We start from the raw sequence: 19,498 nt of genomic DNA, 5'->3' as shown, positions 1-19,498 counted from the left end.
ATCAGAGGCCGAGGGAAGTCTTGACTGCATCCGCGGCGGGCTTGCCGTCAAGCGTCGTGACGCCTGATAGCCATGGGTCGATAGCGGTCGGATTGGCCTTCAGCCATGCGGTCGCCGCTGCCTTCGGGTCTTCGCCGCCGAGGATCGAGCCCATCAGCACGTTTTCCATGCTGAGGTCGAACTTCAGGTTCTTCATGAACGCGGCCGCGTTCGGGCATTTCGCCGACCAGCCGGTGCGCGCCAGCGTATAGATCTCGGCGCCGCCGAAGTTCGCGCCGAAATAGGCATCGCCGCCGGAGAGATAGGTGATCTGGAACTTCTCGTTCATCGGGTGCGGCGCCCAGGCGAGGAACACGACAGCACCCTTGTCCTTGGAGGCGCGCTCGACCTGCGCCAGCATTGCCTGCTCGCCGGATTCGACCAGCTTCCAGTCCTTGAGGCCGAAGTCGTTGGCGTCGATCATCTTCTGGATGTTGCCGTTGGCAGGCGCCCCCGGCTCGATGCCGTAAATCTGCTTCCCGAACTCGTCGCCATGCTTCTGCAGGTCGGCGAAATCCTTGATGCCCTTGTCGGCCACATAGGTCGGCACGGCGAGCGTGAACTTCGCGCCCTCGAGGTTCTTGTTCATCACCTCGACCGCCTTGGCGGCGTTAAGGTCGTCGATGAAGGATTTCTGCGCCGGCATCCAGTTGCCGAGGAAGACGTCGATCTCGCCGTTCTTCATCGACTGGTAGCCGATCGGCACCGAGAGCGTCTTGACGTCGGGCTCGTAGCCGAGCGCCGTCAGGATCACCGAGGTCACGCCATTGGTGGCGGTGATGTCGGTCCAGCCCGGATCGGACATGCGGATCGTCTTGCACGACGCATCGTCGGCGGCAGCGGCCGACCCAACGGCCAGAGCGGAAAGCACAACGCCGGCGGCAAGACGGCGGATCATGGAAACTGCTGTCATCTCATTTCCCCTTTTTTGTCATTTGATAGTTTTATTGAACAACACTAGCATCGTCCCTGTGAAGGCAGCTTTTTTCGATAGTTCCCAACAGGATTTTTTATGGCAGAGCGGCCGATCGATCTGGGGTGGATGCGCATTTTCGCGGAGATCGGCGGCGCCGGCAGCCTGTCGGCCGCAGCCGCCGCGCTCGGCCTCACCCAGCCCGCCGTCAGCTATCAGATCCGCAGGCTGGAAGAGCAGATCGGCGTAACCTTGTTGAAGCGCCAGCATCGCGGCGTCGAGCTCACGCCCGAGGGGCAGCGGCTTTTCGATCTCGTTGCAAGAAGCGTCGATGAGATCGATCAACTGACCCGCAGGCTGCGCAGCGAAAAGGAGCGCCCCTCGATCCGCCTGCATACGGACTATGCCTTTTCCGCGCTCTGGCTGATCCCGCGCATGCATGCGTTTCGGCTGGTCCATCCGGATACGGACATCCAGATCATCGCCACGCAGCGCATGGAGCGTCATCGCTCGGGCGAGGGCGACGTCTCCGTCGTCTTCGGCACCCGCGCCGAATTTGGCCGCGACGCGAAGCTGCTGCTGCCGGAAAAGGTGGCGCCCGTCTGCAGCCCCGGCTTCATAGAGCGCAACGGCCCGTTTGAGACGCCCGCCGATCTCGCCCGCAACAGGCTGATCCACCTCGACACGGCGGCGCCATCCCCCTGGTTTGATTGGCGCAGCTATTTCGCCGAACTCGGTGTTGGGCGCGAGGCCTTTGCCGGGCAGGGCGATCTCAGCTTCAACACCTATTCGCTGGTGGTGCAGGCAGCGCTTGGCGAACAGGGGCTGGCGCTCGGCTGGATGGGCCTGGTCGACACGCTGCTGTCGACCGGCATTCTTTCTCTCGCCGGCCCGACGCTGGAAGCACCGGATCGCGGCTATTTTCTGCTGCAGCCGAAAAGCCGCACGCCCGGGAGCGACGAGCTCGGCGCCTGGATGCTGGCCGAAGCCGGTCTCTGACATGTTCATGCTGAGGCGGCAGAAGGTCAGGCGGCCAGATCCTGCAGGAAGTCGTCGCACCAGCGCGAAACGTCATGGACCGTGAGATAATCCATCATCCGCTGCCAGCGCTCCTTGCGCTCCTCGAGCGACATGTTCAGCGCCCGCGCGATCGCGTTGGCGGTCCCCTCGATGTCATAAGGGTTGACCAGAAGAGCGCCCTTCAGTTCGCGGGCGGCACCCGCGAAGCGTGAAAGCACAAGAACGCCCGGATCCTCTGGGTCCTGCGCCGCGACATATTCCTTGGCGACGAGATTCATCCCGTCGCGCAGCGGCGTTACGAGGCCCACTCTCGCGAGGCGATAGAGCCCGGCAAGGATGGGCCGGCTGAGCGACCGGTTGATATAGCGGATCGGCACCCAGTCCACGGTGCCGAGCGCCCCGTTCACCCGGCCCGCCTGTTCGGCGACGGTGCGCTGCATCTGCTCGTATTCCGGCACCTCCGAGCGCGATTTCGGCGTCACCTGCAGATAGGTCACGTTGCGCTGGTGGGCCGGGTTGTTGAGCACGAAGCGCTCGAAGGCGTCGATACGCTGCGTCAGACCCTTGGAGTAATCGAGCCGGTCGACGCCGATGATCAGGTCACGGCCGATGATGCTCTCCTTCGCCTTGTGCACCATGGCGTGGCTGACCGCCTTGCGGGCGAATTTCGCAAAGGCCTCGGTCTCGATCCCGATGCCATAGGCGCCGCCCTTGAAGATCTTGTCGCCGGAGTTGAAGCGGCCGTCGCCCAGCGCGTCGCCCATCTCCTCGCGGCGCAGGCAGCCGGCGAAGTTCTCGAGATCGTGGTCGGTCTGGAAGCCGACGAGATCGTAGGCGGCAAGCCCGCGCATGATCTCTTCATGCACAGGCATGGTGAAAAGCACGTCCGCCGGCGGCCAGGGGATGTGGTGGAAGAAGCCGATGCGGTTCTTGATCCCCATCTGTCGGAGCTCGGCGGCGAGCGGAATCAGGTGATAATCGTGGATCCAGATCGTGTCGTCGGGCTCAAGCATCGGCGCCAGCCGGTGCGCGAAGAAGCGGTTGACGCGGAAATACCCCGTCATCTCCTTGCGGCCGTATTCTGCCAGATCCAGCCGGTAGTGGCAGATCGGCCAGAGCACGCGGTTGGCAAAACCGAAGTAATACTCCTCGACATCCTTTTCGGTGAGGTCGGTCAGCGCATAGGTGATCCGGCCATCCTCGCTGATCTGCAACGGACCTGGCTCGGTGTCGCCGCTCGACTTGCCCGACCAGCCCATCCAGATGCCACCGCGCTGCTGGAGCGCTGCCTGCAGGGCCACGGCAAGCCCGCCGGCCGCCGCTGCCGCTCCGCCCTTTTCGGGAACGGGCACACGGTTGGAAACGATGACAAGACGGCTCACGCAATATTCCTTTCAAAAACGGCAGTACGCAAAAATGGCAATCGATAGGTCGCGATCATCAAACGGCGAGATGCGCGATGAGTTCCCGCAGAGCAACAGCGGTCGGCAGCGTCAGTTGCGCGGCCGTGCCTGAAAGCGGTGTCCCGACGCGGATCGAATGCCCGCCCAGCCGGTTGGCGACATGGAACATCGCCTCGTCGGTAATGTCGTCGCCAATGGCGATCGGACGGCGGCCCGCGAACGGCGCCTCGGAGAGAAATGTCTCCACCGCATGCCCCTTGTCGGCGCTGGCAGGGCGAATTTCGAGCACCATCTTGCCGCGCTGCAGCGTCCAGTTCTCGCCGGCCTTGGCGAGGAACGTCTCCATCAGAGGCTCGAGCTCGGCCTGCCGCTGCGGCGCGAGCCGGTAGTGGGCGGCGACCGCGGCCCCCTTGTCCTCGATCAGCACGCCATCGAAGCCTGAAGTTTCCTTGCGCAGTTCGGCCTTCAGTTTCTCGAACTGCGCCGTCGGCTCGGCCTGCTCGATCCGTCCGTTCGCGCGGCGCAGTTCCGCTCCATGCAGGCCGGCGATCGGAAACTGGTAGGGGGTAAAGAGCTTGTCGGCATAGGGCAGCGCCCGTCCCGTCACCAGCGCCACGGCGCCGCCGAGCTTGCGCGACAGCTGATCGAGTTGCTGCGGCAGGGCAGGGGGCACGACAATGCCATCGGGCGTGTCGGCGAGATCGATCAAGGTGCCGTCTATATCGAGAAACAGCGCCCAATCGGCGGCCGAGGACCGGAGCAGATTGAACAGAAACGAGGTCCCGGAAACCTGCTGCGGCTTCAGGGTTCGGGATGGCTGCGCTGGATAGGACATGTGGTCTAAATGTGGCAGCAAACCCCGATGGCAACCCTAAAAAGTCATCGCGGTCTCTTGGCAGGGCCGCGCGCAGGCGTTCGCAGCCGCTCAATCTCCCGGCGTCACAGGGGCATTGGCCGCATAAAAGGCCTTCGCGTCGCGCGTGAACAAAGCGCCCTGATCGCTGCGTGTGTAGAACATGTGCCCGCCCTGATAGACCTTCAGTCCCACCCGGTTGGCGGCAAGCGAGGCCGGCAGATGGTCGACGACATAGCGGCTGACGCCATAGGGAGTGACGAGATCGCTGTAGCCATGCGCGATCAGCAGCCGGAAGCTCGGAACAGCGGCGAGAAACTGCCTGATATCGCCCGTCACGCTTGCCTGCAGACGCGACCCGCCACCCCGGCGACCCCATTCCCACTGGCGGTTTATGTCGCTGTCGAGCAGCGAGTAGGTCATCTCCGTCTTGAAGCCGAGCTCGTTGCGGGCGTAGTCGGCGAAGGCGCCGCCATAAGCGCGGGTGAAGCCGTCAAGAATGGCATCGTCCCCCCTTGCGTCGGCTGTCTCGGGAAAGGCATCGGGCGTGGTAAAGACCGCATCATAGGCGCTCGCGACCAGTCCGTCGCTCTTGCCGATCTCCTTGGCGAAGGCGTTGCCGAGGAAGCCACGGTTCTTTTCGACCACATCCTCCGGAATCCCGGTCATGGCCGACAGCTTGGAATAGAACGCTTTTGCCGCATCGCCCGTGGGCGCCGCGCCGGCCAGCGTCGCCAGATAGTCGCCAAGCGCGAACCGCTCGGCCTCGCGCTGTTTCGTCTCGTCGAACGCCTTTCGCCGATCCATCTCGGCCGCCGCCAGCGACGGCAGCTCCAGCGCCGCGCCGAGCGCGAACTCGTCCGCTCCGAACATCAGCTGCCCCTCGAGGAGCGGCGACAGCATCACCGCGCCCGAGACGATGATGCCCTGCGTGTCCTTGAGCGCACTCGCAACCTTCGCCGCCCGGAACCCGCCATAGCTCTCGCCGAGCAGATATTTCGGTGAGGACGCGCGGTTGTTGTGCGTGACGTAGAGTGCGATCGCCTTGGCCACGCTCTCGGCGTCGGCATTCACATTGTAGTATTTGGCGGCGTCGTCGGGCTTCACCGTCCGGCTCCAGCCGGTACCAACAGGGTCGATCAGCACGAGGTCGGTGAAATCGAGCCAGCTGTTGGGGTTGTCGACCAGCCTGGCTTCCGCGCCGTCATCGCCCTTCGGCCCGAAGTCGACGATCCGGGGACCGACGAGACCGAGATGCAGGAAGGCTGAGGCAGCACCGGGGCCACCGTTGAAAGCAAACGTCAGCGGCCGGTTGGCCCCGCCATCCTTCTTCACGTAGGCGGTGTAGAAGATCGCCGCCGTCTGCGCGCCATCTTGGCCGAACATGTCGAGCGTTCCGGCCGTCGCGGTATAGGCGAGCTTGCGGCCGTCGAGGGTGATCTCATGCTCGGTGACGGAATCCGCCGGCAGCAGCTTGAGCACGCCCTCGCGCGATCCAGCGGATGGTCGCGCCGCGTCTTGCGCATAGGTCAGGGATGGGCCGATTGCGGCGGTGAGCCCGGTGACCAGGATGGTGGCCAGGACAATGGATCGAAAGCGCACGATTGTTCCTCCGCGAATGCCATCTTTGCCCGGAGCCTAGCATCGGCGCAGCCGCAGAGGGCATCAACAGATGGTGAAGGCCTTAATCAGCGGTTTTTTCGACCGTCCGCGCATTCACATGCATCGCCCGCCCGGCATTCCAGCCGTTGATGGCGGCCCCCGTTCCGAGCGCCACGAACAGCACCGCGCACCAGGCAAAGCTCCCCGTCCAACCACGGATGAGGCCAACGACGAGTGGCCCGATGGCGGCCAGAAGATAGCCGACGCATTGCGCCATGCCGGAAAGATGCGCCGCCACATGCGGATCGCGCGAGCGCAGCACGATCGTCGTCATCGCCGCCGCGATCAGCCCACCCTGGCCGATCCCCTGAAGCACCGCCCAGAGCCAAACCGTCGAAAGCGGCGCGAAGAGCAGCCCCAGCAGCGCGACCACGGCAATGCCGCAAAGCGCCGCGTTGATGACCCGCTGATCCTTGCCGCGCACCGCAATCTGCGGCGCGACAAGGCAGGAGGCTGCCTGCACCATGACCGAGACGGAAACGATCGCGCCGGCCGTGACGCCATCCATGCCGCGCTCGCGCAGGATCGGCACCAGCCAGCCGAAGACGCAGTAGGCGAGCGCCGACTGCAGCCCCATGAACAGCGTGACCTGCCATGCAAGCCTGTCCCGCCACAGCCCCTCGACGGAAAAGCCGCTGCGCTTCACCTGCGCTTTCGTCGAGAGCACCTGCGGCAGCCAGATCAGGCCGACGACGAGGGCGGGCAGAGCCCAGATCGCCAGTGCCGCCGCCATCGAACCGCCGAAGGCGCGCTCGATCGGTAGCGTAAATCCGGCAGCGCCAGCCGCACCTGCGCAGAGCGCCATTGTATAAAAACCCGTCATTAGCGCCGCACGATCTGCAAAGTCACGCTTCACCAGACCGGGCAGCAGAACATTGCCGATGGCAATGCAGGCGCCGGCAAGCGCCGAACCGATAAACAGAAGCGGGATGGAGGAGAGGCCGCGCAGCGCCGTTCCGAGCGCCAGCAGCAGGAGCACACCGAGCAGCGTCCGCTCGGCGCCGATGCGTTGCGCGAGCTTCGGGGCCAGCGGCGAAAAGGCGCCGAGGCAGACAACAGGCAGTGTCGTCAGCAAGCTGGTGCCCAGCGCCGACAGGCCAAGCTCGCTGCGGATTTCGGGCAGTAGCGTCGAGGCGCTGGAAAACAGCGGCCGCAGGTTGAACGCGATCAATACGAGGCTGGCACCGAGCATGAACCGTCCCGTCGCGCTCGTTCCGATCGGCGGCTGCGGTTGCGGCACGCTGTCTGCTTCCGCATCGATCAGCTGCTCCTCGGCGTGATCGTAGAGATGGGCGGTGTCTTGCAAAGGCGTAGTCATGAAAGGATCATCCGGTCGAGAGCTGTAACTACGGGAGCCATGAAGGCGCGCACCGCCGCATCGGCTTTTTCGGCGTCGCCGGTGGCGATCGCGTCGATGATGGCGGCGTGGGCCTGCATGTCGGGCTCGGGAATATCCTCGCCCAGGGTCGCCTCGATGGTCTCGGCGATCGAGGCGGAAAAGAAGTCGTAGATCTCGATCATCGCGCGGTTTTGGGATGCGGCGATCATCGCCTTGTGGAAGGCGAGGTCGCGCTCGATGAAGGCTATCTTGTCGCCGCCCTCGAAATTGCCGCGGCTGACAAGCAGCTTGCGCAGCGTCGTGATCGTCTGCGGCGTATGGCGCAGCGCCGCCAGTCTGGCTGCCTCGACATCGAGCGCGCATCGCGCCTCGAAGAGATCGCGAAGCCCGGCGCGCCGCGCCATGGTCAACGGCAATGCGGTATCGGTGGTCGAAAGCACATAGGTGCCCGACCCCTGCCTTGTCTCAAGCAGGCCTTGCGAGACGAGCACCCGCACGGCCTCGCGCACCGTGCCGCGGCTGACGGAGAGCGTGGCGGAGAGCGCGGCCTCATTGGGCAGCTTGTCACCGACGGCCCAGCGCTTGGAAAGGATCTCAGCGCGGATCGCCTCTGTCGCGGTTTCCGCGAGATTGGTTTTCGAAAGCGGCTGCATGGGCGCCTCATAAAGTCATCTGATGACTTTATGAATAGCGATGGAATTGCCTTTGGTCAATTAGCGACCTGAAACGGAAAAAGGGCCGCGCTAGCGACCCTTTCCATGAGTTTTGGCCTGTAAAACCGGCCGGACCGCTATGGCGATCCCAGGAAGGCGGGTTTCAGAGCGAGGGCTGCCTCGCCTTCGTCACCACTTCCAAGCCCGTTACGAGGTCCGAAATCTCATTAGACATTGGATCACCTTCCTTTCGTTCTGTTTCCGATAGAAGAAAGGTAAGAGCATTTCAGCGGGATGCAAGGCCTAATTTGGTGGTAATGGAGATTGCAACCAAGGGATGATATTGCTTGCGGCGTGAGTGGCAAAGCAGCGTCCGCCGCGCCAGCCGGCGGGATCGGGGAAGATGGGCAACCTCGACCGCGGCGATCGGCCTCGCCCTCTCACAAGGAGGTGAGCTATGTGGTTGCCACTTAGCTTCACGTTTAGGGTAAGAAAAACCCGGACCAGCTGGCTGCTTGAGGTCCGGGTTAGCTTCAAAGCCTAAGCAAGTGGAAGGCAGGCACCAACCTGCCTTCCACTCCTTGAATATAAGCCATACCTCGACTTTCATCAAGACACCGCGCGCAATGCTGGCATTGCGCACCCGGTTCGCGCGGGCCGCTCACAACCACGTTCACAAAACAAAATGCTGCATTGCGGAAGTTGATCGCCGTCAATGTCAGAAAAACGTCATGTTCGGCTTGCAAGCCACATGCTTGTTTAGTTCTTATTAACCATCGGATTCGACAATCGTCGATGCGTTTCAGCATTGTCCCGCCACGATCAGGGCGGGTTGCGGAGTGAATAGCATGTGTCGCTGGGCAGCCTATCGCGGAGAACCCCTCTATCTGGAGGAGCTCGTCTCTTCGCCTGCGCACTCCCTGATCGAGCAATCCCACTGTGCCACCCGCGCCAAGACGGCGACGAATGGCGATGGCTTCGGCATCGCGTGGTACGGCGATCACCCCGAGCCCGGCCGCTATCGCGACACGCTGCCGGCCTGGTCGGATTGCAACCTGAAAAGCATAGCACGGCAGATTCGCTCGCCGCTGTTCCTAGCCCATGTCCGGGCCGCGACCGGCGGCGGAACGCGGCGCGATAACTGCCATCCCTTCGTTTTCGCCAACTGGTCCTTCATGCACAACGGCCAGATAGCGGGCTTCGAGCGCCTGCGCCGGTCGATGGAAGCGATGCTTGACGACGATCTTTTCAACGCGCGCGGCGGCACCACCGATTCCGAGCTGATGTTTCTGCTCGCGCTCCAGTTCGGCCTACGCCAGACGCCGATCGCGGCCATGTCGGAAATGATCCGCTTCGTCGAGGGCCTGTCGGAAAACATTCTCGGCTCCGCGCTGGTGCGCTACACGGCGGCCTTTTCCGATGGCAACGCGCTCTATGCCATCCGCTACGCGACCGATCGCAAGGCGCCGACGCTCTACGCATCTCCTGTTGGCAAAGGCTATTGCCTCGTCTCCGAGCCGCTCAACGATGATGTCGATGCATGGGCGGAAATTCCAGATGGCAGCGCGGTCACGCTGACCGATAGCGGCCTCGACGTCACGCCGTTCCAGCCGGTCGCAGCGCCGGCCAAAGCCACGCCCGTCGCTATCCCCGCCTGAGCCGTTCGGCGATCAGTTCCGCAAGCTTCGTCGCGACATCCTCTTTGGCCATGTCGGGCCATTGATCGATGCCATCGCGCGTGACGATCTTCACACGGTTACGCACGCCGCCCATGATGCCGGTTGCCGGCGAGACGTCGTTGGCGACGATCATGTCCGCGCCCTTGCGCTCCAGCTTGGCTTTCGCATTGCTGTCGACATCCTGCGTCTCGGCGGCAAAGCCGACCACGAGTTTCGGCCGCAATGTGTGATGCCCGATCGTCTTCAAGATGTCGGGGTTTTCGGTCAGGGCCAGCGTCGGAATGGACTCTCCGGGATGCTTCTTGATCTTCTGATCGGACGCGGATGCCACGCGCCAGTCGGCGACCGCCGCGACCATCACCGCGATATCGGCGGGCAGTGCCGTCAGCACCGCGTCGCGCATCTCCTCGGCGCGCTCGACATGGATGGTCTTCACACCGGCGGGATCGGCGATCGTCACCGGGCCCGAGACCAGCGTCACATCCGCGCCAAGCCGTGCCAGCGCCGAAGCGATCGCGTGGCCCTGCCGGCCGGATGAGCGATTGGCGATATAGCGCACCGGATCGATCGGCTCATGCGTCGGCCCAGATGTGACGATCGCCCTTTGCCCCGCAAGCGGCTTAGGGTTGGTGTCGAGCAATCGTTCCGCCGCGGCGGCGATATCGAGCGGTTCGGCCATGCGGCCCACGCCCGCCTCGCGGCTTTCCGCCATTTCGCCGGCCATCGGTCCTATAAAATGGATGCCATCGCTATGGAGCGTCGCGACATTCCGCTTGGTTGCGGCGTTGCTCCACATATGCGGGTTCATTGCCGGCGCCAGAAGCACCGGCCGGTCGGTGGCGAGCAGCACCGTCGAGGCGAGATCGTCGGCCAGTCCGTTCGCCATCTTCGCCATCAGGTCGGCGGTCACAGGCGCCACCAGCACGAGGTCGCAGTCGCGCGCCAGTCTGATATGGCCGACATCCTGCTCGTCCTGCCGTGAAAACAGATCGGTGAACACATGGTCCGCCGCCACGGCACCAACCGCAAGCGGTGTGATGAACTGCTGCGCGCCCGCTGTCATCACCGGCCGGACCGAGGCGCCGCGTTCGCGAAGGCGCCGGATCAGATCGAGGCTCTTATAGGCCGCGATGCCGCCGGAGATGATGAGGAGGATGCGTTTGCCGCCGAGAACCATGCCGCTTGTCCAACGTAGAGTTTGCTGCGAAAACCCTAAGCCTTTGGCGGATAATAAGCAATCGACGCGAGCGGTTCGTGCCACCTCTCACGCGTGCTGCTGTTGCCTGACATGGCTGAAGATCGCGATCGCCATGCCGACGCCCGCAAGCTGCAGCAACGAGCCGCCGGCTTCGGCAAGGGTTGGAAGGCGCTGTTCGAAGACGAAGCCGAAGATGAGGCCGAACACGGTTTCGGCGACGATCAGCTGGGCGGCGAGCGCCAGTGGCAGCCTCTTCGAGGCGATCATCCACAAGAGCGTGGCCAGCCATGCGCCGGCGAGCCCCATGATCAGCGACCATAGCAGGAAGCGCATGAGATCTATGTCTGTAAAGACGATCGGCGTGTTCAGCGATGTCAGCGGGATCAGCACAAGGCTGCCAAGCCCGGCGCCAATGCCCTGCAGGCCCGTCCATTGCAGGATGTCCGGCGCATCGGGCGATTGCATCGTGGCGGTGCTGGCCAACCCATAGACGACCCAGAGTACAAGCCCGATCGCCGCGGACGCGATGCCATAGGCGATCATCACTCGGTCGCCCGTTGGCGTCGATGCGAAGACGGCGACGTTGACCCAGGCGATCCCGGCCGCGATCAGCATCAGCGGCAGTGCAAGCAGACGCCACGAGACGGAACGATCGCGGAAGTTGGCGATCATCGCCAGGATCACGGGCATGGTTCCGATCACCAGCGGCGGAATGGCGGCGCCGGCGAACCGGACCGCATAGGCGACGCTGATGAAATAGCCGACATAGCCGATACCGCCGAGCAGCAGCGCGGTGATCATCGGCTTGAGCTTGATGCCGCGGGGCCGAAAACGCGGATGGACCATCAGCACCACGCTGGTCAGTGCGAACAGCCCGTACCGCGCCACGGTCAGATCGAGCGTCGTGAATGGCGCGATGGCGCGCGGCACGACAAAGGTCAGCCCCCACAAGGCGCAGGTGGCGATGCCGCAGAGAATGCCGAACAGCATGGAGGTCTCCGGAACGGATAGAGCCGCAGGAAATGGGAAGGAATCAGGATAGGCGAAGAGCTTGAAATGCCACTATGCCTGATATCGAATAGGTGCAAGCGTCCACCTACGACATGGCGCAGGCGGGAAGGGGACAGGTCACGATCGCAAATCGTCCGTGAATGATCCGGCCGCGAGGTGGCCAAAGGTCGCATCCCCCGACGTCAATCGCCTAAGTTGATGATTAAATGGAAAGAATGCAGCTTTGGCGTCGCCGGCGGCAAGCGTGACATTATCCGCGCGCTGTGGCATGCAGCGGATATGGGGATGATCAGGACAGTTTTGGGGGATAGGGCATCGGCAAGCGCCATCACGCTGCTCGTCGCCCTCCTGCTGCTGATCCAGGGCCTGCTGTCGGGCCAGGCACAGGGGTCGATGGCGAGCGCCGCCATGGATCCCCTGCAATCGATCTGCTCCATGGCAGGCGAAAGCATCATCGACCACGTCGATCATGCCGAAAACACCAACGACGGCACATCGCATGATCGATCGCATGGCAAGGCCGCCGATTGCCCCTGCTGCACGCTCTGCCGTCTCGCCGCCCACGCAGTGCCGGCCATCCTCGGTGCGGATCCAGCGATCCTCCGCGTCGATGCCGTCGGCGCGACCGCGATCGTAGTCACCGCCGAAAGCGCCATCACGCCCACCCTGCGTGGCCTGATCGGCCAACCGCGCGCGCCACCACAAATCTCCTGACGTCCGATTGCCGGCGCTCTCAGTGCCGGCTTCCTTTTTTATCATCAGGAGACATATCATGTCCGATTTCACCATCGGTCGGGAAGGTGCGAGCGCTGCCGTGCGCTCCCCGTCCGATCTTTACCGCGCCGTCTGGCGCTGGCATTTCTACGCAGGTCTTCTCGTCCTGCCCTTCATGCTCTCGCTTGCCGTCACCGGCGCGCTCTATCTCTTCAAGGACGAGATCGACAATGTCGTTCATGCCGATCTGAAGCGCGTCGCAATCAGCGAGCAGGCAACGCGACCACCATCCGCGATGGTGGACGCCGCCCTTGCCGCCCATCCCGGCACGGCCATCAAGTTCACCGATCCCGTCGATCCCGGCGCATCGGCGGAAATCACCATCAACACCGCGGCCGAGGGCAATATCGCCGTCTATGTCGATCCCTATAGCGGCAAGGTCCTCGGCGCTCTGCCCGATCGCGGAACGATCATGTGGACGGTGCGCTATCTCCACAGCCTCAAATATTTCGGCTCCTTCACCCGCTCGCTGATCGAGATCGCGGCCGGCTGGGCGATCCTGCTTGTCGGCACAGGCATCTATCTCTGGTGGCCACGCAAACAGACCGGAGGGGTGCTCAGCATTCGCGGCACGCCGCGCAAGCGCGTCTTCTGGCGCGACACCCATGCCGTCCTCGGCCTTTTCGTCGGTGGCGTCATCGTCTTCCTCGCCGTCACGGGCATGCCCTGGTCCGGCGTCTGGGGCGCCAAGGTCAACGAGTGGGCGAATGGAAACAACTTCGGCTATCCTGCCGGCGTACGCGTCGCCGTCCCCATGTCGGACGAACATATCGACCATATCGCCAAGACCACATGGTCGCTCGAACAGGCGCAGGTCCCGCAATCCCCGGGCCATCAGCATGGCGCGGTGCCGATCAGCCTGGACGAAGCCGTCGCCACCTTCGACCGCCTCGGCCTGCATCGCGGCTATGCCGTCAACATCCCCGTGGATGCGATGGGCGTCTACACCGGCTCCGTCTATCCTGACGATCTCGCCGAGCAGCGCGTCGTCCATCTCGATCAGTTCACCGGAAAACCGCTGATCGACATGAGCTACGCCGATTACGGCCCACTCGGCAAGGCGCTGGAATGGAGCGTCAACGTCCATATGGGGCAGGAGTTCGGACTGGCGAACCAGCTCGTCCTGCTCACCGCCTGCATCGGCATCGCAGTGCTCGCCATATCCGCCGGCGTCATGTGGTGGAAGCGCCGCCCGGCAGGCTCGCTCGCCGTTCCGCCCATGCCGGCGGACAAGCGGGTGTTTCGCGGGCTGATCGCCATCCTCGCCATCGGCGGCATCATCTTCCCGCTGGTCGGCCTGTCGCTCGTCGTCATGCTGGCGCTCGACTGGATCTATGTGAGAACCCGCCGCCGCCGATCGATCTGAAAGCCGTGAGGAGGCATCGTCGCTGCCTCCTCACTCCCTACTCTTGAACGATCCCGACACAGAAATCGATGAACGCCCTGACCTTCGCCGGCACATGCTGGCGCGACGGATAGAAGGCGTAAAGCGGGAAGGTTTCGTCGGGCCAATCCGGAAACAGGTCGATCAGCTGGCCGCTTTCCAGATAGTCCTGCATCCCAAGCGAAAACACCTGCGCGACGCCGATCCCGGCAAGGCAGGTGGCGAGCGTCGTGCCGGCGTCGTTCACGAGAATGCGCCCGCGCGTCTCGATCGGCACGACCTCGGCACCACGCCGCAATTCCCATTCGAAGGGGCGGCCCGTCAGCGAATCTCGGAACTGGATGCAGGTGTGGTCGGCAAGATCGCCGGGCGCCGCCGGCCGCCCATGCTTGGCGAGATAGGCAGGCGCTGCGATGGTAATCACCCGCGTGCGCATCAACAGCCGCGAGATCAGCGTGGTCTGCGCGGGATCGCCGAAGCGCACCGCCACGTCCATGCCGTCTGCCACCAGATCGCCGATCTCGTTGCGGGTGATGATCTCGATCTGCAGCTCGGGATAGAGATCGAGAAACGCGCCCAGCCTCGGCCCCAGAACCAGTCGCGAAAAATACGGATCGACATTGACCCTGAGCCGCCCGCGCACCGACTGCGCCACGCCCGAGGCCGCCATCGCCGCCTCCTCTATGCCGCTCAGCAGTGGCGCCACCTGCTCGTAGAAGCGGGCGCCGTCGTCGGTCAGGCGCATGGTGCGGGTGGTGCGGTCGAGCAGACGCAGACCGATGCGGCCCTCCAGCCGGGCGATGGCGCGGCTGACGCCTGACGGAGACAAGCCCATCGCGTCCGCCGCCCGCGCGAAGCTGCCGCTTTCGATCACCGCCGCCAGCACGCTCACTCCGTTCAGCAATGGTCCGTCGAACATCGATCCATCCATGATTTTCAGTCACCAATACTATGACATATGCGCACTTCAATCAAAGATCGGAAAGGATCATTTTGCGGGCGAACGGAAAACTGAACCAAAGGAGTTTCCAATGTTCGCCATTACAGGAGTAACCGGACAGGTCGGCGGCATCGTCGCCACGCAGCTGCTGCAGGCCGGCTTGCCGGTCCGCGCCATCCTTCGCAACGCCGAAAAAGGCAAGGCCTGGCGCGAGAAGGGCGCCGAACTGGCATTGGCCGAAATGACCGATGCAGATGCGCTGACCGCCGCCTTCACCGGTGCGGAGGGCGTTTTTTTGCTGATCCCGCCGACCTTCGACCCGACATCAGGCTTCCCGGAAGTGCGTGCCGTCATTGCCGCCTTGAAGACGGCGCTGCTGCGGGCGCGGCCCGAGAGGGTCGTCTGCCTCTCCACGATCGGCGCGCAGGCCGAGGAGCTGAATCTGCTCAGCCAGCTGGGTCTCGTCGAGCAGGAGCTTTCGACGCTGCCGCTACCGATCGCCTTCCTCCGCGCCGCCTGGTTCATGGAGAACGCCGCCTGGGATGTGGCCGCCGCGCGGGAGGCTGGCGTCATCGCAAGCTTTCTCCAGCCGCTCGACCAGGCCTATCCGATGGTCTCGGTCGCCGATGTCGGCGAAAGGGCCGCGTCATTGTTGCGGGAGAGCTGGAGCGGCAAGCGCATAGTCGAGCTGCAGGGACCGGCGAAGGTAACACCCGCCGACATCGCAGCCGCCTTCTCCAAGGTTCTCGGCAAGCCGGTCGGCGCGGAAATCGTCGCGCGCGAGAGCTGGGAGGCGCTGTTCAAGGGGCAGGGCATGCGCAACCCGATGCCGCGCATCCGCATGATCGATGGTTTCAACGAGGGCTGGATCCGCTTCGAAGGCCAGCCCGAGAGAGGGTCGACAACGCTGGAGACAGCCATCCGTCGGCTGGTCGAAGCCGCCTGACACAAACGAAAGGCCGCGGACGAAACATCCGCGGCCTTTCGTGCGAGCTTGATACCCGATCTCAGAGATTGCTCATCCCGCCATCGATGACGAGTTCGCTGCCGACGATATAGGCGGCCTCGTCGGAGGCGAGGAAGATTACGGTCTTGGCGACTTCGGCGGCGTCGCCGAACCGGCCGACCGGGATCTGCGACTGGATATGATCGGCCATCGCCTTGGAATCCGCTTCCGATGCGCCGAGCTTGCTGTAGAGCGGCGTGGCGATCGGGCCGGGGCTGACGGCGTTGACACGGATGCCGCGGCCGATCAGTTCGCCAGACAGCGTCTTGGCGAGCGTCAGCAGCGCCCCCTTGGTCAGCGAATAGACGCTGGAGTTCGGCATGCCGATGTGCGCGTTGATCGAGGTGTTGAGCACGATCGCGGCCTGCTTGGAGAAGATCGGCAGCAGCGCCTGGATCAGGAAGAACGGACCCTTGACGTTGATCGCGATCGACTTGTCGAAGGCGGCCTCGCTCCACTGCTCGACAGGGCCGAACTCGGCCACGCCGGCATTGACGAAGAGGATGTCGAGATGGCCGAAGGCGTTTTTGATGGCTTCGGAGACGACCTGCTGCCCGGCGACATTGCCGGCATCGGCCTGGATGACGATTGCCTTGTCGCCGAGTTCGGCGCGGGCGGCGGCGACGCTGTTGGCGCTGCTGCCGGTGATGGCGACGCGGGCGCCCTCGGCGATGAACTGGCGGGCGGTTTCAAGGCCGATGCCGCTGGTGCCGCCGGTGATGAGGGCAGTCTTGTTCAGAAGGCGTGACATGGATTGATATCCTTGTGGGGTGGGCGGTTCGCCCGTGATGTGTTGTGGGGGGCGGTCGGCAGAATGCCTTGCGGTTCGGTTGCGATCACCCCCTCCGAAAGGCGAAGGTGATCGAGCGGGTATGCGTATCAGGTGCGGGTGATCGAGGCGCCGCCATCGACCAGCGAGGCCGTGCCGGTTACGAAGCTCGAATCGTCGGAGGCGAGGTAGAGCACCGAGCGGGCCAGTTCGTCAGGCGTTGCCACGCGCTTCAGCGCATGCAGGTTGGTGACGAAGCCCTGCTTGTCCGGCGTATCGTTCATCTCGCGATACATGTCGGTGTCGACGGCACCGGGGAGCACGGAGTTCACGCGCACGTTCTTCGGGCCGTATTCGGCGGCCAGCGCCTGGGTCAGGCCGATCAGGCCGGCTTTGCTGGCGGCATAGGCTGCCACACCGGGGAAGGCGAAGCTGTAGCCGACGAAGGTGGAGGTGAAGATCACCGAGCCGCCGCCATTCTGTTCCATCTGGCCGATCTGGTGCTTGGCGGCAAGGAAGGAGGCCGTCAGGTTGATCGTCACCGCTTCGGTGAATCCGGCTTCGGACACGCCTGTGCTCGGGCCGGCCTCGCCGAGGATGCCGGCATTGTTGAAGGCGATATCGAGCTTGCCGTAGCGTTCGACAGCGGCGGCGACCAGCGCCTTGTGGTAATCTTCCGAGCGCACGTCACCGGCTACGGCGACTGCGTCTCCGCCGGCTGCCTTGATCTCCTCGACCAGGCTGTCGAGCTCGGCCTGACGGCGGGCGCCGACCACGACCTTGGCGCCTTCGGCGGCAAAGAGCTTGGCCGTTGCGCGGCCGATGCCGGCGCTGGCACCAGTGATGATGGCGACTTTTCCATTCAAGCGGTTCATTCTTCCATCTCCTTTTTGGGTTGGGGTGGCGTTTGCCACCCCGTTCGATGAGTGGAAGATGGCATTTTCCTTTTGTTCGGATTAGTCTCCAAATAGCGGAACTCGAATTCGGAAATGCCGAACGATGATCAGGATTGAGGGAATAACTGCATTCGTGTCGGTGGTGGAATCCGGCTCCGTCAGCGAGGCGGCGCGGCGCCTTCGCCTGTCGAAGTCGGTGGTCAGCGAAAGGCTGGCCGAACTGGAGCGCTCGCTGGGCGGCATGCTGCTCCACCGCACCACCCGCAAGCTGACGCTGACAGAGGATGGCACCGCCTTTCTCGAACGCGCCGCCCGCATCGTCCGCGAGATCGAGGACGCCACGGCCGAGATGGCCGAGCGGCGCGGCACGCTCTCCGGGCCGCTCAGGATCGCTGCCCCTGTCACCTTCGGCCGCATGCATCTCGGCCCGGCGCTCTATCCGTTTCTGGCCAAACACCCGGAGATCCAGCTGGTGCTCGATATCGACGACCGCCGCGTCGATGTCTCCTCGGAAGGCTATGACGCCATCGTCCGCAACGGACCGATCGTCGATTCCCGCCTCGTCGTCTGGAAGCTCAGCCGCAGCCGCCGTCTCTTGGTCGCGTCACCCGATTATCTGGAGCGACACGGCACGCCGAAGACGCTCAATGATCTCGATGGCCACAAGGGGATTTTCTACACCAATCGCGGCGTCTCCGACTGGCGCTTCCAGACGCCCGATGGCGCGATCGTCGTGCGCGCAAGCCAGGTGCTCGGCATGAACAATGGCGACATGATCCGCGATGCGGCGGTGGCCGGTCTCGGCATCGCGCTGCTCCCCGCCTTCATCGCCGGCCCGGCGGTGAGCGAGGGGCGGTTGAGCGAGATCGACGTCGGCTACAAGCCTGAGGCCGAGTTCATCTACATGGCTCATCCCGAGGGCCGCAATCCCTCCGCCAAGCTGCGCGCCGTCGCCGATCATCTGCGCAAGACCTTCGGCGATCCGCCTTACTGGGATCCATCAGGCTGATCAGATCAGGCTCATCAGATTGCCGACGACGCGCGACCGCCGCGCCTTCAGCATCGCCAGCCCCAGCCGCGCCACCAGCGGCGGTCCCTCGATCGTCCGGTAGGCGACGCCGTCGAGTTTGAGATGCGCGAGCGAACCCGGCACGATCGACACGCCGAGATCGGCTGCGACCAGATTGATGACGGACGGGATTTGCGGCGCCTCCTGCGTCACGACAAGCTCGAAGCCTGCATCGCGGCAGCCGCGCACGATATCGTCGTAGAGGCTGAGCCCGACGGTGCGCGGGAAGAGAATGAAGGGCTCGCCCGCAAGTGCGGCAAGCGGCACGGTCTTCAGCTTCGCCAGCGGATGGTGCGCCGGCAGCGCGATCAGCATCGGCTCGTCCGCCAGCCGCTTCAGGTGCACATCTCTCGGGTCTTCCAGCCCGGGGCGGATGAAGGCGGCGTCGATCTCCTGCCGCATCAGCTTTTCCATCAGCCAGTTGCTGTTCATCTCGGTGAGCGACAGGCTGACATCGGGCCATTGCCCGCGAAACCGGCGGATCGTGCCGCTGACGGCGGTGTTGAAGGCCGACGACGCTGTGAATCCGAGCGCCAGCCGCCCCGTCTCACCGCGCGTCGCCCGCTGGGCCGCCAGCTTCGCCTTTTCGGCCGAGGCAATCGCGGCCCGCGCCTCCGGCAGAAACGCCGATCCCGCCTCCGTCAACTCGGCGCCGTGCGGCACGCGGTGAAACAGCGCGGCGCCGATCTCGTTTTCGAGATCGCGGATCTGCTGGCTGAGCGGCGGCTGGCCGATGCCGAGCTTGGCGGCGGCGCGGGTGAAATTCTGCTCCTCGGCCACCGCAAGGAAATAGCGGATATGGCGCAGCTCCATCGGTATCTCCAAAACATATCAAGAAAGCCAGTTTCATATATTGGACAAATGATGATCGGTTGGCTAGATCAAAGGGC

At 63.9% G+C, this 19,498-nt stretch carries 19 protein-coding genes; 6 read left to right on the top strand and 13 right to left on the bottom strand.

The window, feature by feature from the left end; translation table 11 throughout:
- Window position 1: 1 nt before the first annotated feature.
- The gene (locus ACIQUB_RS14725; protein WP_113010949.1) at window positions 2–952 is read right to left on the bottom strand and encodes a choline ABC transporter substrate-binding protein; all 951 of its coding nucleotides are present in this window, start codon (window positions 950–952) and stop codon (window positions 2–4) included.
- Window positions 953–1,051: 99 nt separating this feature from the next.
- Here ACIQUB_RS14725 and ACIQUB_RS14720 point away from each other — a divergent pair, with 99 nt between their 5' ends.
- On the top strand, window positions 1,052–1,951 hold the full coding sequence (locus tag ACIQUB_RS14720) for a choline sulfate utilization transcriptional regulator (protein WP_113235949.1): 900 nt from the start codon (window positions 1,052–1,054) through the stop codon (window positions 1,949–1,951).
- Window positions 1,952–1,977: 26 nt separating this feature from the next.
- Here the strand turns inward: ACIQUB_RS14720 and otsA are convergent, their stop codons facing one another.
- From otsA to ACIQUB_RS14690, 6 genes are all read right to left on the bottom strand, one after another.
- Window positions 1,978–3,354: an alpha,alpha-trehalose-phosphate synthase (UDP-forming) gene (gene otsA, locus ACIQUB_RS14715; RefSeq protein WP_113235950.1), complete on the bottom strand. Its 1,377-nt coding sequence runs from the start codon at window positions 3,352–3,354 to the stop codon at window positions 1,978–1,980.
- A gap of 58 nt (window positions 3,355–3,412) precedes the next feature.
- Window positions 3,413–4,210, bottom strand: coding sequence for a trehalose-phosphatase (gene otsB / locus ACIQUB_RS14710; RefSeq protein ID WP_113235951.1), 798 nt, complete (start codon window positions 4,208–4,210; stop codon window positions 3,413–3,415).
- Window positions 4,211–4,300: 90 nt separating this feature from the next.
- On the bottom strand, window positions 4,301–5,830 hold the full coding sequence (locus ACIQUB_RS14705; RefSeq protein WP_402930418.1) for a S10 family peptidase: 1,530 nt from the start codon (window positions 5,828–5,830) through the stop codon (window positions 4,301–4,303).
- Between the two features lie 82 nt (window positions 5,831–5,912).
- On the bottom strand, window positions 5,913–7,208 hold the full coding sequence (locus ACIQUB_RS14700; RefSeq protein ID WP_113239274.1) for an MFS transporter: 1,296 nt from the start codon (window positions 7,206–7,208) through the stop codon (window positions 5,913–5,915).
- Window positions 7,205–7,882 carry a FadR/GntR family transcriptional regulator gene (locus ACIQUB_RS14695; RefSeq protein WP_402930416.1) on the bottom strand — a complete coding sequence of 226 codons (678 nt, stop codon included), beginning with the start codon at window positions 7,880–7,882 and terminating at the stop codon, window positions 7,205–7,207. Before ACIQUB_RS14695 ends, ACIQUB_RS14700 begins: the two co-directional genes overlap by 4 nt.
- A gap of 533 nt (window positions 7,883–8,415) precedes the next feature.
- Window positions 8,416–8,691, bottom strand: coding sequence for a hypothetical protein (locus tag ACIQUB_RS14690; protein WP_402930414.1), 276 nt, complete (start codon window positions 8,689–8,691; stop codon window positions 8,416–8,418).
- Between the two features lie 39 nt (window positions 8,692–8,730).
- On the opposite strand from ACIQUB_RS14690, the gene ACIQUB_RS14685 reads away from it, so the two are divergent.
- The gene (locus ACIQUB_RS14685) at window positions 8,731–9,540 is read left to right on the top strand and encodes a class II glutamine amidotransferase (RefSeq protein ID WP_113239276.1); all 810 of its coding nucleotides are present in this window, start codon (window positions 8,731–8,733) and stop codon (window positions 9,538–9,540) included.
- Here ACIQUB_RS14685 and coaBC read toward each other — a convergent pair.
- Both coaBC and ACIQUB_RS14675 read right to left on the bottom strand, forming a co-directional pair.
- Window positions 9,527–10,738 (bottom strand): bifunctional phosphopantothenoylcysteine decarboxylase/phosphopantothenate--cysteine ligase CoaBC, encoded by a 1,212-nt coding sequence (gene coaBC, locus ACIQUB_RS14680; RefSeq protein ID WP_113239277.1) that lies wholly within the window; start codon window positions 10,736–10,738, stop codon window positions 9,527–9,529. The two genes, ACIQUB_RS14685 and coaBC, sit on opposite strands and share 14 nt — an antisense overlap.
- Before the next feature lie 87 nt (window positions 10,739–10,825).
- Window positions 10,826–11,749, bottom strand: coding sequence for a DMT family transporter (locus tag ACIQUB_RS14675; protein WP_113239278.1), 924 nt, complete (start codon window positions 11,747–11,749; stop codon window positions 10,826–10,828).
- Window positions 11,750–12,055: 306 nt separating this feature from the next.
- Between ACIQUB_RS14675 and ACIQUB_RS14670 the strand changes: the two genes are divergently transcribed.
- Both ACIQUB_RS14670 and ACIQUB_RS14665 read left to right on the top strand, forming a co-directional pair.
- Window positions 12,056–12,484 carry a DUF2946 family protein gene (locus ACIQUB_RS14670; protein ID WP_402930411.1) on the top strand — a complete coding sequence of 143 codons (429 nt, stop codon included), beginning with the start codon at window positions 12,056–12,058 and terminating at the stop codon, window positions 12,482–12,484.
- 58 nt (window positions 12,485–12,542) lie between these two features.
- On the top strand, window positions 12,543–13,910 hold the full coding sequence (locus ACIQUB_RS14665; protein WP_113239279.1) for a PepSY domain-containing protein: 1,368 nt from the start codon (window positions 12,543–12,545) through the stop codon (window positions 13,908–13,910).
- Window positions 13,911–13,947: 37 nt separating this feature from the next.
- Here the strand turns inward: ACIQUB_RS14665 and ACIQUB_RS14660 are convergent, their stop codons facing one another.
- Window positions 13,948–14,847 carry a LysR family transcriptional regulator gene (locus ACIQUB_RS14660; protein ID WP_402930409.1) on the bottom strand — a complete coding sequence of 300 codons (900 nt, stop codon included), beginning with the start codon at window positions 14,845–14,847 and terminating at the stop codon, window positions 13,948–13,950.
- Between the two features lie 112 nt (window positions 14,848–14,959).
- On the opposite strand from ACIQUB_RS14660, the gene ACIQUB_RS14655 reads away from it, so the two are divergent.
- Window positions 14,960–15,814, top strand: a complete 855-nt coding sequence (locus ACIQUB_RS14655; protein WP_113239280.1) for an NmrA family NAD(P)-binding protein — start codon at window positions 14,960–14,962, stop codon at window positions 15,812–15,814.
- 61 nt (window positions 15,815–15,875) lie between these two features.
- On the opposite strand, the gene ACIQUB_RS14650 is transcribed toward ACIQUB_RS14655, so the two are convergent.
- Both ACIQUB_RS14650 and ACIQUB_RS14645 read right to left on the bottom strand, forming a co-directional pair.
- Window positions 15,876–16,625, bottom strand: a complete 750-nt coding sequence (locus ACIQUB_RS14650; protein WP_113239281.1) for an SDR family oxidoreductase — start codon at window positions 16,623–16,625, stop codon at window positions 15,876–15,878.
- Window positions 16,626–16,753: 128 nt separating this feature from the next.
- Complete coding sequence (locus ACIQUB_RS14645; RefSeq protein ID WP_113239282.1) at window positions 16,754–17,518, bottom strand: SDR family oxidoreductase; 765 nt, start codon at window positions 17,516–17,518, stop codon at window positions 16,754–16,756.
- A 124-nt stretch (window positions 17,519–17,642) separates the two neighbouring features.
- Here ACIQUB_RS14645 and ACIQUB_RS14640 point away from each other — a divergent pair, with 124 nt between their 5' ends.
- A complete protein-coding gene (locus ACIQUB_RS14640) occupies window positions 17,643–18,548 on the top strand; it encodes a LysR substrate-binding domain-containing protein (protein ID WP_113239283.1) in 906 nt (301 codons plus the stop codon).
- On the opposite strand, the gene ACIQUB_RS14635 is transcribed toward ACIQUB_RS14640, so the two are convergent.
- Entirely contained in the window at window positions 18,549–19,421 is an 873-nt protein-coding gene (locus ACIQUB_RS14635; protein WP_113239284.1) for a LysR family transcriptional regulator, read from the bottom strand. It lies immediately after the preceding gene.
- Between the last annotated feature and the right edge of the window lie 77 nt (window positions 19,422–19,498).

This window comes from Rhizobium sp. NPDC090275 (assembly GCF_044772225.1).
In the GTDB taxonomy this organism is placed as follows: Bacteria; Pseudomonadota; Alphaproteobacteria; order Rhizobiales; family Rhizobiaceae; genus Rhizobium.
Note: the sequence above shows the minus strand (reverse complement) of the source record. Positions and strands in the feature narration are given on the sequence as shown.

Excerpts from the sequence above, each read along its gene's own strand:
- ACIQUB_RS14725 (WP_113010949.1), bottom strand. The coding sequence starts at position 952 with ATGACAGCAGTTTCCATGATCCGCCGTCTTGCCGCCGGCGTTGTGCTT.
- ACIQUB_RS14720 (WP_113235949.1), top strand. The coding sequence starts at position 1,052 with ATGGCAGAGCGGCCGATCGATCTGGGGTGGATGCGCATTTTCGCGGAG.
- ACIQUB_RS14665 (WP_113239279.1), top strand. The coding sequence starts at position 12,543 with ATGTCCGATTTCACCATCGGTCGGGAAGGTGCGAGCGCTGCCGTGCGC.
- ACIQUB_RS14670 (WP_402930411.1), top strand. The coding sequence starts at position 12,056 with ATGATCAGGACAGTTTTGGGGGATAGGGCATCGGCAAGCGCCATCACG.
- ACIQUB_RS14640 (WP_113239283.1), top strand. The coding sequence starts at position 17,643 with ATGATCAGGATTGAGGGAATAACTGCATTCGTGTCGGTGGTGGAATCC.
- otsB (WP_113235951.1), bottom strand. The coding sequence starts at position 4,210 with ATGTCCTATCCAGCGCAGCCATCCCGAACCCTGAAGCCGCAGCAGGTT.
- ACIQUB_RS14700 (WP_113239274.1), bottom strand. The coding sequence starts at position 7,208 with ATGACTACGCCTTTGCAAGACACCGCCCATCTCTACGATCACGCCGAG.
- ACIQUB_RS14660 (WP_402930409.1), bottom strand. The coding sequence starts at position 14,847 with ATGTTCGACGGACCATTGCTGAACGGAGTGAGCGTGCTGGCGGCGGTG.
- ACIQUB_RS14675 (WP_113239278.1), bottom strand. The coding sequence starts at position 11,749 with ATGCTGTTCGGCATTCTCTGCGGCATCGCCACCTGCGCCTTGTGGGGG.
- ACIQUB_RS14685 (WP_113239276.1), top strand. The coding sequence starts at position 8,731 with ATGTGTCGCTGGGCAGCCTATCGCGGAGAACCCCTCTATCTGGAGGAG.
- ACIQUB_RS14690 (WP_402930414.1), bottom strand. The coding sequence starts at position 8,691 with ATGCTGAAACGCATCGACGATTGTCGAATCCGATGGTTAATAAGAACT.
- ACIQUB_RS14695 (WP_402930416.1), bottom strand. The coding sequence starts at position 7,882 with ATGCAGCCGCTTTCGAAAACCAATCTCGCGGAAACCGCGACAGAGGCG.
- ACIQUB_RS14635 (WP_113239284.1), bottom strand. The coding sequence starts at position 19,421 with ATGGAGCTGCGCCATATCCGCTATTTCCTTGCGGTGGCCGAGGAGCAG.
- ACIQUB_RS14645 (WP_113239282.1), bottom strand. The coding sequence starts at position 17,518 with ATGAACCGCTTGAATGGAAAAGTCGCCATCATCACTGGTGCCAGCGCC.
- coaBC (WP_113239277.1), bottom strand. The coding sequence starts at position 10,738 with ATGGTTCTCGGCGGCAAACGCATCCTCCTCATCATCTCCGGCGGCATC.
- ACIQUB_RS14650 (WP_113239281.1), bottom strand. The coding sequence starts at position 16,625 with ATGTCACGCCTTCTGAACAAGACTGCCCTCATCACCGGCGGCACCAGC.
- ACIQUB_RS14655 (WP_113239280.1), top strand. The coding sequence starts at position 14,960 with ATGTTCGCCATTACAGGAGTAACCGGACAGGTCGGCGGCATCGTCGCC.